Raw genomic sequence first — 12,992 nt, forward strand, 5'->3', positions numbered from 1 at the left:
GCGGGTGCCGCTTCCTAGTCTTCCGAGGAAGATCGATCCTCGGATACCAGTGCCCCGCTCACGTGCATGGTATCGGGCAGGACGTTGGCCATAACCAGCGCGACCACGAACGCCAGGGCGACGCTGTTACCCACGAAGACGGTCTGAACGATATCGGGAAACGAGGCGAATATACCTCCTACCTGGGTAAACCCGATGCCGATAGCAAGCGAGGTTGCCGCGATGGTGATGTTGCGCTGGGAGAACCCGGCGTTGGCGATCATCTGGAAGCCGGCGACGATGATAGAGCCGAACATCATGATGGTGCAGCCGCCCAGAACCGCATCGGGAAGGCTGCTGAACACGGCGCTGATGGCCGGAACGAACCCTGCAAGCAAAAGCACGCCCGCCCCGCACGCCAAAGCACGGCGATTCACCACGCGCGTCATCGCGATCAGGCCGATATTCTGAGCGAACGAGGTCAAAGGCGTGCATCCGAACACTCCGGCGACCGCCGAAGTGAACCCGTCGGCTGCGATAGAACCCTGGTACTCGCGCTCTTCGGGTTCGCGATCGAATCCAACCGACGTGACCGCGGCCGTATCGCCGATGGTTTCGGCGGCGCTCACCAAATACAGCAGCACGAGCGAAGCGATGGCCCCAACGTTGAACTCGGGTGCGAACGGCATGATATGCGGAAGCGAGACGACGCCGATCCCGTTGAAGGCCGAAAAATCGACCTGACCCGTAACGAGGGCGGCGATATAACCCACAAACAGGCCGAACAGAACCGAGAGCTGCTTGAGCGACCCGCGCGCAAACGCCTGGAACGCCAGGCAGGACACCAGCGAAAGCGAGCCCAGCGCGAGGTTGGCAGGCGATCCCAGATCGGCTGCACCCGCACCGCCCGCAAACGACGTCGCTCCCACCGACAGAAGCGAAAAGCCGATGGAGGTCACCACGACGCCGGACACGACCGGCTTGATGAAGCGCCGCCAATACTTGGCGAACAGGCCCAGGACCCCCTCTACGATGCCGCCCGCGATTACGGCGCCCACTACCGTAGGATATCCGTACGTCGCCGCGATGCCGCAGATCACCGTCACGAACGTGAAGCTTACGCCCATGACGATGGGAAGCTTGCCTCCCACGCGCCACGGCCCGTACAGCTGCACCAGCGTCCCGATAGCCGCGACGATCATCGCATTTTGAACGAGCATGGCCGTCTGGGCGGAATCGAGTCCGGCGGCCCCGCATACGATGGCGATGGGGGCGAGGTTCGCCACGAACATCGCAAGGACGTGCTGAAGGCCGTAGGGCAAGGCCCGGGCGATCGAAATGCTTCCCCTGAATTTCCCGAGCTCGGCGCTCACGGCGGCCTCGGCGGCGTTTGAATCTGACGGCACGATCATCCTCTCTCGCTATTCAATGGAACATGCCGTCGCCCTTCATGGCGCGAACGGCACGTTTGCGCAAAATCGGTTATCGAAACGAGATCTCCCCCGTTTGGTCGTCCATGCTCTCGATGACGGCAAGCGAATCCACGCGCAACCCGCGAGCGCGCAGCTCCGCCCCTCCCTGCTGAAACCCCTTCTCGATGGCGATGCCGATGCCGACGACGCAGGCTCCAGCCTGTTCGCATATCTCGACGAGACCGTCCATGGCACATCCGTTCGCCAAAAAGTCGTCGATGATGAGCACCCGGTCCTGCGCTCCGATGTACTTTTTGGAAACGATGACATCGTAGTCGCGCTGATGGGTGTACGAGTGGATCTTCGAGGTGTACACCGAGCCGTCCAGATTGATGGAATGGGCCTTCTTCGCAAACACGACGGGCAGGCCGAACTCGGCTGCCACGATCGCGGCGATACCGATGCCGGACGCCTCGATGGTCATGATCTTGTTGACGTCGACACCGGCGAAGCGACGCTTCCATTCTCGCGCCATCTCCTGGAACAGGGCGATATCCATCTGATGGTTGAGGAACGAATCGACCTTGAGCACCCGGCCCGGCTTCACGACGCCGTCCTCGATAATGCGCTTCTTCAAAATCTCCATGATCGCCCCCTGCGACAACGATAAGCGCAACGGGCGGCTGCGCTTAGGCTACGATACGTCAATTTCTCTATTCTGCCACATTGCACGACCGATCGGACTCGGAGTTCGCATCGATCGATACGTTATCGGATACGCGTTTCCGACGCTACCGCTTCCCCTCCATCGAACGCGATTCGGGGGCAAGAAGCACATCGAGCGCTTCGGACACCGTATCGGCGGGCATGCCGGCGTACCCGATAACCAGCCTGCAGCCGCCCTGGGTCCCGCAGCTTCGTTAACGAACCGAACCGCAAGATGAGGCGGCAGGACCAGATATCCCGCCCTCACGCCCAGAGCGATCGTGCGGGATCATTCCCTCATCGTCGATGCGCACGCGCACGGTATCGATCCCTCACCCGCTTGCGAGCCGAGAATAGCGGTTCCACCGCAGCCGAAGGGCCCTGCTGGGCTACGCGACCTTCCTCAATCATCGAAGGCCGCGGATCTAGCCGACGACGGCGATGACTTCGACTTCGACCAGAACGCCCTTGGGCAGACGCGCCACCTCGATCGCCGAGCGACTGGGAAGGTGCGAGGAAAAGCTTTCCGCATACACCTCGTTGAACGCGGCGAAATCGTCCATATCGTCAAGAAAGCAGGTAGTCTTCACCACCTGATCGAGCGAAGAGCCGGCAGCCTCGAGAATCGCAGACACGTTCCTCATAACCTGAGCCGTCTGCGATTTGATGTCGCTTCCGACGACTTCTCCGGTTTCGGGATCGAGGGGGATCTGGCCGCTTGCGAACAGAAAGCCGCCGGCCACGTTGCCCTGGACGTAGGGCCCGATTGCGGCGGGAGCGTGAGGAGTGCTGACGATTTGCATGACGCGGACCTTTCGAGCGCGAATCAGGAGGATACTGAGAGCTTGCTTGTTTTATCCTATACCGCACGATGCACGATAGTAAAGCTGAAAGGGATCTTGCATGTTGACGTTGGAAAAATTCGAAGAGGCCGCCGAAATAGTCCGTCAGGTAACGCAGGAGACCAAACTCATTTACAGCGCCCACTACTCGGAGGTGACGGGCAACCGCGTTTGGTTCAAGCCCGAGAACATGCAGCGTACGGGGGCCTACAAGGTGCGCGGAGCCTATTACAAGATATCGACCCTCTCCGACGAAGAGCGGTCGCGGGGCCTGATCACGGCAAGCGCGGGCAACCACGCGCAGGGCGTGGCCTACGCCGCTCAGAAGTTCGGCGCAAAGGCGACCATCGTCATGCCCACCACCACGCCGCTCATCAAAGTCGAGCGCACCAAGGCCTACGGCGCCGACGTCGTGCTTGCCGGAGGAGTGTACGACGAGGCGTGCGAACATGCCTACCAGCTAGCCGATCAGCATGGATACACCTTCATCCACCCGTTCAACGACCTTACCGTGGCTACCGGCCAAGGAACCATCGCCATGGAGATCGTCCAAGAGCTGCCCCTCGTCGAATACATCCTCGTGCCCATCGGAGGCGGCGGGCTGGCCACGGGAGTGAGCACACTTGCCAAACTGCTGAACCCCAACATCAAGGTGATCGGAGTCGAACCGGCCGGGGCGGCCTGTATGAAGGCCTCGTTCGCCGCAGGAGAGGTGGTGAAGCTCGATCACGCCAACACGATCGCAGACGGCACCGCGGTGCTCGAGCCGGGCGACAAGCTGTTTTCCCATCTTTGCGACAACCTCGACGATATCGTCACGGTCGAAGACGACGAGCTGATCGTCGCCTTCCTCGACATGGTGGAGAACCACAAAACCGTAGTCGAGAACTCGGGCCTGCTTACCGTGGCGGCGCTGTCCCATCTCGGCGTGAAAGACAAGAAGGTGGTAAGCATCCTATCGGGCGGCAACATGGACGTCATCACCATGTCGTCGGTCGTTCAGCGCGGCCTCATCATGCGCGACCGCATCTTCACCGTATCGGTGCTTCTGCCCGATCGTCCCGGCGAGCTGGTTCGCGTAGCCGAAACCGTCGCGGCCAGCAACGGCAACGTCATTCGCCTCGATCACAACCAGTTCGTCTGCGCGAACCGCAATGCCGCCGTGGAGCTTCGCCTCACCATCGAAGCGTTCGGACACGATCACAAGTACCAGATCGTTCAAGCGCTCAAGGATGCGGGGCTGGAAACCGAGATCATCCAAACCCAGCTCTAGCTTCGGAAACGGCCGTTTCGCAACCGCTTTCGGCCCCCGATGAGCCCGGGAAAAGGGAGGTACCGTGAAAGACGACGTCATACGACTCGCCAAGACCGCATAGGGAGCCGAAGCCGACTACTGCTTTGTATACAAGCACCCGGCGCGCGGCAGCGCCGCGTGCGACCAACCGACAAGAGGGATTTAATGCTTTCAGAACGCCTGCTCACCAAGCTCATCAAGAACATGACCAAAAGCCATCTGGCGATGGTTCCCACCACCGAGACGCATCTGCCGCAGGCCGATCCCGCACGCACGTACATGCTGTACCTGCACGTGCCGTTCTGCCAGGTTCTGTGTCCCTACTGCAGCTTCAACCGCTACCCGTATCGCGAGGAGGTCGCTCGCCCGTATTTCAAGAACATGCGCCGGGAAATGCTCATGCTCAAAGATCTCGGCTACGACTTCGAGAGCATCTACGTGGGCGGCGGAACCCCCACCATCATGATCGACGAGCTGTGCGAAACGCTCGACCTGGCTCGCGAGACCTTCAGCATCAGGGAGGTGTCGTCCGAAACCAATCCCAACCATTTGATACCCCCGTACCTGGAGAAGATGAAGGGGCGCGTCCAGCGCCTGTCGGTGGGCGTCCAGAGCTTCGACGACACGCTGCTCAAGCAGATGGACCGCTACAAGAAGTACGGAAGCGGCGCGGAGATCCTCGAACGCATCGGAGAGGCCGCGCCTTATTTCGACTCACTCAACGTGGATATGATATTCAACTTCCCCTCGCAGACCGAAGACGTGCTGTTCTCCGATCTCGAGAAGATCTCGCTGTGCGGATGCCAGCAAACCACGTTCTCGCCTCTGTACATCTCGAACGCAACCACCCAGAAGATGGTCGAGCGCCTGGGGTCCATGGACTACGACAAAGAGTACCGCTTCTACCAGATCATCGACGGCGTTTTGACCGGAGGCGACGACCCGTTGTTCGAGCGCCGCACGCTGTGGACGTTCAACCGCAACAACGAGCTTGCAGAACGCGAGCGCAACCTGATGGTGGACGAGTACGCCGTCCAGTACGACGAATACCCCGCCATCGGATCGGGAGCCATCACGCACCTGAACGGAACCCTGTACGTCAACACCTTCAGCCTCGACGAATACAGCTCTTGCATCGAAAGCGGGCGCATGTCGGTAAAGCAGAAGTGCATGATGAGCGCAACCGACCTCATGCGCTACCAGTTCGTGCTTAACCTGTACAACCTGCATCTGGACAAGAAGAAGTTCCAGCGCGTGTTCGGCACCACCGTCGAGAACGGCCTGCCGATGGAGATGGCGTTCATGCGCGCGCATCGCGCATTCGCAACCGACGACGAGTTCGAACTGACGCTTACGCCCAAGGGGCGCTATCTCACGCTGGTCATGTATCGCCAGTTCCTCAGCGGCTTGAACAACCTGCGCGACCAAGCGCGCGCGGCGCTTTCCGGCGACGAGCGCATCCTGCAATTCGAAGACGGAGCGAACGCGTAAGGAGGCTTCCATGCAGCGAGCGGCGATTATAACCGGAGCCTCGGGCGGGCTGGGAGCAGCATTCGCACGCATCTTCGCACGCGAGGGATACAACCTGCTCCTTGTTGCGCGCTCGGAGCTCGGTTTGCGCGAGAAAGCCGCCGAGCTTGCCGAAACCTACGGAATCGAAGCGCGCTGGATCGCGCTGGACCTCGCCCAGCCTGACGCGCCGCAGCGCTTGCTCGCATTTACCCGCGCGCAGAAAATCGAGGTGGAGGCGTTGGTAAACAACGCCGGGATCGGCGATATCTCCCCGTTTGCCGATGCAAGCCGCGAGAAGACCCTGCACATGGTGGATCTCAACGTGCGCTGCCTCACCGAGCTTTGCCGCGGCGTGCTCCCCGATATGCTAAAACGCGGATCCGGCGCGATCCTCAACGTCGCTTCGGTGGCCGCGTTCATGCCCGGACCCCTTATGGCCTCGTATTTCGCTACGAAAGCATACGTTTTATCGCTTTCCGAAGCGCTCTTTGCCGAACTATCGGGAACCGGGGTATCCTGCACGGCGCTTTGCCCCGGCCCGATCAGAACCGGGTTTTGGAAGGTTGCCGGCGCCGAAGCGTCTCCTTTGCTTGACGCCCTTCCCTGCAAAACGCCGGCGCATATCGCCGAAGAGGGATTCAGGGGTCTGTCGCGAGGAAAGGCGATCGTCGTTCCGGGGCTGACCAACAAGATCGTCGCCTTCGGCGTGCGGTTCCTTCCTCGCGCGGTTGTGCGCCGCCTTGCCTTTCGGACGATGGGAACGCAGAAGGCGTAAAGGTCTCGAAAAACACCTCGGGCCGCCCCCCTTCCAGGACGGCGGCCCGAGGTTTCGATGGGACGATGCGATACAGCGCTTCCTTGCTTACACCAAGATCAGAGGCACGGCGGCCAGAACGACGATCAGGCGCAGGCAGAAGCTGCCGGCCAGCGCTCCCACTTCGCCGGCGGCTCCCAGAGCCAGACCGAAACCCGACTCGGGCGAACCTTCGCTTTTCAACTCGGCAACGGCGATCGCAAGGGGGGCCACCAGGCCGATGGCCACGATACCCACCCAGAACAGGCCCGCATAGGCACCCGTCAGCATAGACGATACCGCCATGGCGCCCTCGACGCTGTTCGAAAACACGATCACGCACAGGGCGAAAAGGGCGATGCCCTCCAAAACGGCCAGACCGACGTGGATCTGCTTAAGCAGCACCATCTTCTCGAATGCCACGCGCTCGGCGAACATACCCACCAGACTCACCGCGGCAAGGCCGGCCGTCAGGGCCGATGCCACGAACAAGATGGGCAGAACCGAGTTGTTCCATAGCGGGTAGTCGTTCACCACGCCCAGCAAAAACCCGGTATAGGCCGCAACGGCGAACGCGAACGCGCTTCCAACGAGGCTCAGCGCTCCCGGAACGGGCCTCTTCAGGAACTCCAGCACGCAGGTGGCGAAATCGACCGCCATGAACACGCAGATGAAGTAAACGCCCAGAGTCATGACCGACCCGGGGTTCATCACCAGATAGATGAACCGCAGCGGGTTCTTCAATCCAGCCTCGGCATCGATCATCAGCATAACCAGACCGATTCCCAGAAGCACCAGGCCGAGAACGCGGCCCGCAAAGCGCATGATCCGCGCCTCGGGGTTAAGCCGCTCGACCAGCACCGACGTCAGATAGGCGCCCGCGGCGGCGCCTGCGAGGAACAGATACCCCGCGATCAAAGGTCCCCATACCATTGTCATCACCTCACGTAGAAGATCTTGGATTCGGTCAGGTTTCCTGCGAGAGGCAAAGCGTTATGAGCGACAATCGCCTTTGAGATCTCGCTTTCGGGATCGTCCAGATCGCCGAAGATACGCGCCTTCGAAATGCACGTGCTCACACACGAAGGTTTGCCCACTTCCCCGTTCTCGTAGCAAAAGCGGCACTTCTCGATGACGCCCGTGCTCTCGATCTGAACGCGCGCATGGTAGGGACAGACGGCCATGCAGTACTTGCAGCCGATGCAGCGTCCCTCTTCAACCAGCACAACGCCGTCATCGGTGGTGTAGGTTGCATGGGTCGGGCACACCGTCTGGCACGGAGCGTCCTCGCAGTGCATGCACTGCATGGGCACGACCTCGGCATGCACGCGGGGAAACGTGCCCTTCTCGACTTCTTCGTAATGAATGAACGACTCTTTGGCTTCGAGCTCGTTTTTCATCTGGCATGCAAGTCGACACGCAAAGCATCCGACGCATTTCTTTGTGTTGATCAGCATCCCGTAACGCGCCATTATGCCTGCACCTTCCTTACCTTGACCGCGATCTCCTGACTCATGATCGAGCCCACATGGGGCTCGAAATCGCCCTCGAGGTAATCGGACAGGTCGATGCCGTATCCGTACGCAAGCGCAAGATCCTTGGACTTGCCGCCGTAATGCGACGGCACGAACAGCACGCCGGGCATGATGCGCTCGGTCACCTTGACCGCCACCTTATCGGAATGGATGTCGTTGTAGACCTCCACCGTATCGCCCGTCTCGATGCCGAGTTTCTCGGCGTCTGCAGCGGCCATCCAGATGCGCTCCATGTTGTATTCGCGCGAGATGGCGTTCAGCGACTCAACCGGCAGCGTCATGGTGTGCGAATGGATGCTCTGCTTGCCGCCGACGACGAAGAACTCGCCGTCTGCAGGCACGACCTTGCGCGGGATGTAGCTGATGACCGGGTTCATGCCGGTGGCGCCCACCTTCTCGTTGGAAAGCTCCACCTTGCCCGATTTCGTCTTGAACTTGGGAACCTTGTATTCGAAATGAGGATCGGGAAGCGCCACCACGCCCTTTTCGCGCACCTCGGCAACCGAAGTCCCCAACGTGTTCAGCTGAGCCTCGGACAGCTCTTCAACGCTGAACCGGAAGTACTCGCCCACGCCGCACGCCTCGGCAAGCCCGGCGAAGATCTCGTCGCACGACTTCGTCTCGGGATGGATGCGGTCGATGATGGGAAACCTCATGGCCACGGCGTGCTTCTTGCCGCCCAGAGGCTCGGGAACCTCCATGCGCTCGATGTAGGAGCACTCGGGCAGCACGAAATCGGACTGCATCGCGGTCTCGCTCATCTGGATGTCGATGGTGACCACGAGCTCGGCGTCGTCGAGGGCCTTCGTCCACATCTTGGGGCTGCCGTAGCCGCGCGCACCGTTGGAATTGTAGAAGAAAAACGCCTTCACCTTGCCCGAAGCGGCGGCAGCCGCAGCCGAGCCCATGTTGCTGACAGCCAGCGGGTACTCGGCATCTCCCACGCGCTTGGCCTTGGGCTTGGGAACCTTGGGGAATTTCTCGGGATCGAGATCTCCGAACGCAGGGGTCGAGGTCAGAAGAGCCCCGCCCTTTTGGCCGAAGCTGCCCAGAAGGGCGTTCACCGCGCAGAACGCGCGGGCGGTCTCGAACGAGTTGGCGTACGAGCAGCCATTGACGGCTCGCCAAGAGGGCTCCACGCTTGCCGCCGGGGCCGCTTTTGCCATGGCGCGAGCCAGTTCGCGAATGCGATCGGCAGAAACGCCGCAGATACCCTCGGCCCATTCGGGCGTGTACTCTTTGCACTGAGCCGCAAACTCGTCGAAACCGACGGTCTCGTTGTCGATAAAGTCGTGGTTATACAGGTCCTCCTCGATCAGCACGTTGCACATGCCCAGAAGGAATGCCAGATCACCGCCGGGAACGATGGGCACCCAATCGGTTGCGAAGATACCGGTGCTGTTCAGACGCGGATCGACCAGCACCACGCGGCAGTTCGCATCGGCCGCCGCCGCGACGCTTTGAACCGACGAAGGGCGGATGCCGTCGCCGTAGCTGCGGCCGACGAACATGACCATCTTGGCCTTGCCGAAATCGGTCGAGTACTTGCCGGTGCCGATAACCTGAGTGAGACCGCTTTCCTTCGACAGATTGCAGGCGCACCCGTGCGTGTAGAGGTTGGCTGAACCCAGCGCGTTGATGAAGCGTTTGGAATAGTACTTGCCCGACGGGCGCGGGTCCTGGATCATGGCGATGGACTCGGGGCCGAACTCTCCCTTGATCCTCTTCACGCGCTCGCCGATCTCGGCGAACGCCTCGTCCCACGTGCAAGGGACGAACGATCCGTCCTCGGTTTTGCGCAGCGGCGTCGTGATGCGGTGCGCACTGTAGGCCATCTGGGCCACACCGTGAGCGCGACCGCAAGCCGTTCCCTTCGCATTCGGATGATCCTTGTGGCCCTCGACGGTCCACAGGCGCCCGTCTTTGACGGTGCATACCAGACCGCACTTGCTCGAGCAGCCGTTGCACAGCGTGAAGCCGCGAGAAACCTCGGCGCCCCCTCCTTGCTGATCGGGGCTTGCAGCCCAGGCTGCGTACGACGCGCCGCTTGCGGCCGCCACAGCCGAAAGCGCCGCGGCGCCCTGCAGGAACCCGCGCCTCGATAAGGCATCCCTCATCTTCTTCCTCCCTCTTTCATCTCTCTCTATCCATTCGCACGCTTACAGACGCTGCATCAGATCGAGCACATGCGATACGGCACGCAGATGCCCGATCATGACGTCGATCCCCTCTTTCAGCAGCCCGCGTGAGAATTCCTCGTCCCCTGGGGGCATCCCCGCCCCGCTTGCGTCCTCCCCGTCGCTTTCGGCGGTCGGTCCCACCGAAACATCCGCGTCGTCGCCGAGCGCTCGGTCGCGCACCGATGCGAGCTGCGCTTCGTATTCGCCCAGCCACCACAGATGGTCGCCCGCAACCTGGCGAGCCGCATCGAATTCGCCCGCTTCCACCAGAAGCGCCACGAACTCGCTTATGAGCGAAAGGTGGTCGGGCATCGCCGAAAACTCGCTGGGAACGCGCTCGATCCCCGCCAAGGAGTACAGATACTCCAGATGCTGCGCCGATGCGGATCCGTACATTCCCCTGACATTGGGAAGCCCGCTGCCCTTATCGCCAAACGAGCGGAAAAACGACTCGACGGGAAGCGAAGCGTCGGGAAGACCCGCAACAAGCAGCGTCTTGCGAGCCTCGTCGAGCGCGCGATCGCGCCTGCTGCAAGTCGCTGGATTCTCTGCAGGTTCGTACGGGGCGAACGCCTCGGCTGCTTCGCGCAAGATGCGCACCGTCTCGGTCGACGGAACCGTCCCCTCGGTGATTCCGGTCATAACTCTCCCCTCTCGCTCTTAGGGAGACTACGTTCACCCGCGCTTCACAACCTCGTCACAAATTGATGATTTTTCACATAAGACCTGATGGGAAACTAATATCATCAAAAACTGACGACACCGGTCTCGGTGGGGCGCGGCTTCCATCTAATATCATGGTTCGACACGCGAACAACAGGGGGTGGTTCTCGCATGACGCTTACATCGTCTTCCAGGTCGGAAGGCATCACCGCGCTTAAGTCGCTGCGCCCCAGCGACGTCGGAATGGCGTTTTTCTGGGCATGCAGCATGCTTACGTTCAGAAGCTCGGTGCTTTTGAACGGTCGACTCGACACGCCCCTCGTGCAGACGATCGTCGTCGTCGCGTCGTTCACCGCGAACATGACGGTTCTTATCCTGGTTTCGTTTTGGATCGAATCGCGCGACCGGCCGCTTGGAAAGAGGCTGCCCGTAGCCGCGCTCGTCCTCACGCTTGTGGGATTGTTCGGTATCGCGCTCGCCGATCTGCTCCAAGAACCCTTGGGAGATGCCGCTGTGGGCTTCCTGGTGGCCTCCTCGATCGTTACCGGTGCGGGCTACGGTCTGTTCTGGGGTTCGTGGGCCGAAAAGCTGGGCAAGAAACACCCGACGAAGCTTGCTCTGATCATGCCCCTCGTATTCATGCTATCAGCGGCGCTCTTCCTCGCCGTCAGCATTCTCTCATCCGATCTGAAGATCCCCTCGGTTGCGCTGCTGGCCGTCTTCGTGGTTGTCAGCTTCCTCACGCTCTCCGAAAAGGAGCGCAGCGACTCTTTGGTCGATCATGCAGTGCGCATGACCAACAGCCGCCCCGCTTTCATCTCGCTGTTCGACCTCATGGCGCTTTCCATCATCGTAAGCTTCCTGTTCGGATTCATGTGGGAAAGCACCGTGCTCAACATGCAGTCGGTCAACGATGCGCACCGCATGCCCATGTTCGCCAACCTGGCGCTGTCCTTGGTGCTGGTGGCCATTGCCTTGTGCGCCAAACGCCATATCGACTTCGACATAGCCTACCGATTCATCATCCCCACCGTTATCGGCCTGTTCGCCATCCTGCCCCTGTTCGGGAAATCAAATCCCGTCTTCATGAACACGCTCACGACGCTGGGATACGGATTCTTCGATGTCACGATGATGTACGTCGCCTTCTCGGCCGCCTACGATCGGGCCGCCTCGGGTTTTTTCGTGGGAGGCCTCATCAGGGCGATCTCCATCTTCTCGCGCCTCGCCGGCATCGGTATCGGTTTTCTGTCGGCGCTGATTGCCCGCGATCAGCAGTGGATCGCCATCCTGTCGGTGTCGGTGGCATCCATGTACGGACTGCTGCTCGCGTGGATGATCTACCGTAAAGGCGGTGCCCGACGCACGTCGCTTCATGCTGCACCAGCCGCCGGCCCCGATTCCGTGCCTGCGCCTACCGCGCAGACCGAGCACCGAGCAGAACCGATCGATCCGCTTACACGCCTCTCCGAGGATTTCTCCCTCACGCGGCGCGAGGCCGAGGTCCTTCCCTATCTCGCTCAGGGGAGAAGCGCGAAGGCGATCGCGGCCGAGCTATTCGTTTCCGAGAGCACGGTGCGCACCCATACGCGCAAGATCTACGAAAAAGCGGATCTCCACTCACGCGAAGACCTCTTCGCGCTGATCAGAACCTACGAGAACGACCAAGACGGCATGTAATCCCCTCGGCGCGCGACAAGGAGCCCTTCATGAACATCCAGATATTCGGTACCGGTAAAAGCTTCGACACCAAGAAGGCTCAGCGCTACTTCAAAGAGCGCCGCATCCCGTTCCAGTTCATCGATATGAAGGAGAAGGGTCTGAGCAAAGGGGAGCTCTCCTCGGTCGCCCAGGCAGTCGGAGGAATCGATGCGCTCATCGATTCCTCCTGCAAAGACGATTATGCCCGCACCCTGGTCGAGCATACGCCCGATGTCCTGAAATTCGACAAGATACTTGAAAATCAGCAGGTCGTTCGCACGCCTATCGTGCGCAACGGCCGCAAGGCCACCGTAGGGTACCAACCCGACGTGTGGAAAACCTGGGAATAGCAACGACGCCGCATCCCAGATGGGAT

General features: G+C 60.7%; 12 protein-coding genes. 5 read left to right on the forward strand and 7 right to left on the reverse strand.

Annotation, left to right across the window (positions count from 1 at the left end; translation table 11 throughout):
- Positions 1–14 precede the first annotated feature (14 nt).
- From EIH26_RS06830 to EIH26_RS06840, 3 genes are all read right to left on the reverse strand, one after another.
- The gene (locus tag EIH26_RS06830) at positions 15–1,385 is read right to left on the reverse strand and encodes a uracil-xanthine permease family protein (RefSeq protein WP_241152802.1); all 1,371 of its coding nucleotides are present in this window, start codon (positions 1,383–1,385) and stop codon (positions 15–17) included.
- A 76-nt stretch (positions 1,386–1,461) separates the two neighbouring features.
- Positions 1,462–2,037 carry a xanthine phosphoribosyltransferase gene (locus tag EIH26_RS06835; RefSeq protein WP_124061462.1) on the reverse strand — a complete coding sequence of 192 codons (576 nt, stop codon included), beginning with the start codon at positions 2,035–2,037 and terminating at the stop codon, positions 1,462–1,464.
- A 484-nt stretch (positions 2,038–2,521) separates the two neighbouring features.
- Complete coding sequence (locus EIH26_RS06840; RefSeq protein WP_124061463.1) at positions 2,522–2,899, reverse strand: RidA family protein; 378 nt, start codon at positions 2,897–2,899, stop codon at positions 2,522–2,524.
- Between the two features lie 100 nt (positions 2,900–2,999).
- Between EIH26_RS06840 and ilvA the strand changes: the two genes are divergently transcribed.
- The 3 genes from ilvA to EIH26_RS06855 all read left to right on the forward strand — a co-directional run bounded on the left by ilvA (position 3,000) and on the right by EIH26_RS06855 (position 6,519).
- The gene (gene ilvA, locus EIH26_RS06845; protein ID WP_124061464.1) at positions 3,000–4,211 is read left to right on the forward strand and encodes a threonine ammonia-lyase; all 1,212 of its coding nucleotides are present in this window, start codon (positions 3,000–3,002) and stop codon (positions 4,209–4,211) included.
- Positions 4,212–4,397: 186 nt separating this feature from the next.
- Positions 4,398–5,723 (forward strand): coproporphyrinogen III oxidase family protein, encoded by a 1,326-nt coding sequence (locus tag EIH26_RS06850; protein WP_124061465.1) that lies wholly within the window; start codon positions 4,398–4,400, stop codon positions 5,721–5,723.
- Between the two features lie 10 nt (positions 5,724–5,733).
- Positions 5,734–6,519, forward strand: a complete 786-nt coding sequence (locus tag EIH26_RS06855) for an SDR family oxidoreductase (protein ID WP_124061466.1) — start codon at positions 5,734–5,736, stop codon at positions 6,517–6,519.
- 87 nt (positions 6,520–6,606) lie between these two features.
- Here the strand turns inward: EIH26_RS06855 and nrfD are convergent, their stop codons facing one another.
- From nrfD to EIH26_RS06875, 4 genes are read right to left on the reverse strand one after another with little or no spacing between them, the layout of a single operon-like run.
- Positions 6,607–7,470, reverse strand: coding sequence for an NrfD/PsrC family molybdoenzyme membrane anchor subunit (gene nrfD, locus EIH26_RS06860; protein ID WP_124061467.1), 864 nt, complete (start codon positions 7,468–7,470; stop codon positions 6,607–6,609).
- 5 nt (positions 7,471–7,475) lie between these two features.
- The gene (locus tag EIH26_RS06865; protein ID WP_124061468.1) at positions 7,476–8,009 is read right to left on the reverse strand and encodes a 4Fe-4S dicluster domain-containing protein; all 534 of its coding nucleotides are present in this window, start codon (positions 8,007–8,009) and stop codon (positions 7,476–7,478) included.
- Positions 8,009–10,189: a molybdopterin-dependent oxidoreductase gene (locus EIH26_RS06870; RefSeq protein ID WP_124061469.1), complete on the reverse strand. Its 2,181-nt coding sequence runs from the start codon at positions 10,187–10,189 to the stop codon at positions 8,009–8,011. Before EIH26_RS06870 ends, EIH26_RS06865 begins: the two co-directional genes overlap by 1 nt.
- Before the next feature lie 42 nt (positions 10,190–10,231).
- Positions 10,232–10,894 carry a molecular chaperone TorD family protein gene (locus EIH26_RS06875; protein WP_124061470.1) on the reverse strand — a complete coding sequence of 221 codons (663 nt, stop codon included), beginning with the start codon at positions 10,892–10,894 and terminating at the stop codon, positions 10,232–10,234.
- 192 nt (positions 10,895–11,086) lie between these two features.
- On the opposite strand from EIH26_RS06875, the gene EIH26_RS06880 reads away from it, so the two are divergent.
- Positions 11,087–12,595 (forward strand): helix-turn-helix transcriptional regulator, encoded by a 1,509-nt coding sequence (locus EIH26_RS06880; RefSeq protein WP_124061471.1) that lies wholly within the window; start codon positions 11,087–11,089, stop codon positions 12,593–12,595.
- A gap of 29 nt (positions 12,596–12,624) precedes the next feature.
- Positions 12,625–12,966, forward strand: coding sequence for an arsenate reductase family protein (locus tag EIH26_RS06885; protein WP_124061472.1), 342 nt, complete (start codon positions 12,625–12,627; stop codon positions 12,964–12,966).
- Positions 12,967–12,992: the final 26 nt, after the last annotated feature.

Source organism: Gordonibacter sp. Marseille-P4307 (assembly GCF_900604965.1).
GTDB lineage: Bacteria > Actinomycetota > Coriobacteriia > Coriobacteriales > Eggerthellaceae > Berryella.

Coding starts and splice junctions, on each gene's coding strand:
- EIH26_RS06880 (WP_124061471.1), top strand. CDS start 11,087: ATGACGCTTACATCGTCTTCCAGGTCGGAAGGCATCACCGCGCTTAAG.
- EIH26_RS06870 (WP_124061469.1), bottom strand. CDS start 10,189: ATGAGGGATGCCTTATCGAGGCGCGGGTTCCTGCAGGGCGCCGCGGCG.
- EIH26_RS06885 (WP_124061472.1), top strand. CDS start 12,625: ATGAACATCCAGATATTCGGTACCGGTAAAAGCTTCGACACCAAGAAG.
- EIH26_RS06855 (WP_124061466.1), top strand. CDS start 5,734: ATGCAGCGAGCGGCGATTATAACCGGAGCCTCGGGCGGGCTGGGAGCA.
- EIH26_RS06875 (WP_124061470.1), bottom strand. CDS start 10,894: ATGACCGGAATCACCGAGGGGACGGTTCCGTCGACCGAGACGGTGCGC.
- EIH26_RS06850 (WP_124061465.1), top strand. CDS start 4,398: ATGCTTTCAGAACGCCTGCTCACCAAGCTCATCAAGAACATGACCAAA.
- EIH26_RS06840 (WP_124061463.1), bottom strand. CDS start 2,899: ATGCAAATCGTCAGCACTCCTCACGCTCCCGCCGCAATCGGGCCCTAC.
- EIH26_RS06835 (WP_124061462.1), bottom strand. CDS start 2,037: ATGGAGATTTTGAAGAAGCGCATTATCGAGGACGGCGTCGTGAAGCCG.
- EIH26_RS06865 (WP_124061468.1), bottom strand. CDS start 8,009: ATGGCGCGTTACGGGATGCTGATCAACACAAAGAAATGCGTCGGATGC.
- ilvA (WP_124061464.1), top strand. CDS start 3,000: ATGTTGACGTTGGAAAAATTCGAAGAGGCCGCCGAAATAGTCCGTCAG.
- nrfD (WP_124061467.1), bottom strand. CDS start 7,470: ATGGTATGGGGACCTTTGATCGCGGGGTATCTGTTCCTCGCAGGCGCC.